Source organism: Anaerotignum faecicola (genome assembly GCA_024460105.1).
Classification (GTDB): domain Bacteria; phylum Bacillota; class Clostridia; order Lachnospirales; family Anaerotignaceae; genus JANFXS01.
On the sequence record JANFXS010000575.1, the window covers coordinates 1 to 390 of the forward strand.

At 48.7% G+C, this 390-nt stretch carries 1 protein-coding gene; it reads right to left on the reverse strand.

Translation table 11 applies throughout. The features are described 5' to 3' along the window. Positions 1-86 precede the first annotated feature (86 nt). The coding region (locus NE664_15460; GenBank protein MCQ4728030.1) for an ABC transporter permease subunit at positions 87-390 on the reverse strand (304 nt) is incomplete at its 5' end.

Consider the following 390-nt stretch of genomic DNA (forward strand, 5'->3'; position numbering starts at 1 on the left):
TCATCCGAATCACCTTCCTTATTCTGTTATTCGTCTTCGGTAATTTCCATTCAGCAGTTTTCAGCCGTTTAGCTCCGGCAGCCCTGTTACCCCTTCACGGCCCCATTCGTCAGACCGGACACAAAGTACTTCTGGAAATAACCGAACACCAGCATCAGCGGCAGCGTGACCATACAGATACCGGCCGTATACTGCCCCCATTCAACGCCCATCTCAGTCTTAAAATTTAAAAGTCCCACAGGAAGCGTCTTAATCAATGCGTTGGAAGCCGTCGTAATATTGGCCCACATCAGTTCGCCCCAGTTTCCGATAAAGGTAAATACGATAATGGTAGCGATCGCCGGCTTCACAAGCGGAAGCATGATATGGAAAAACGCCTCAAACTCCGTA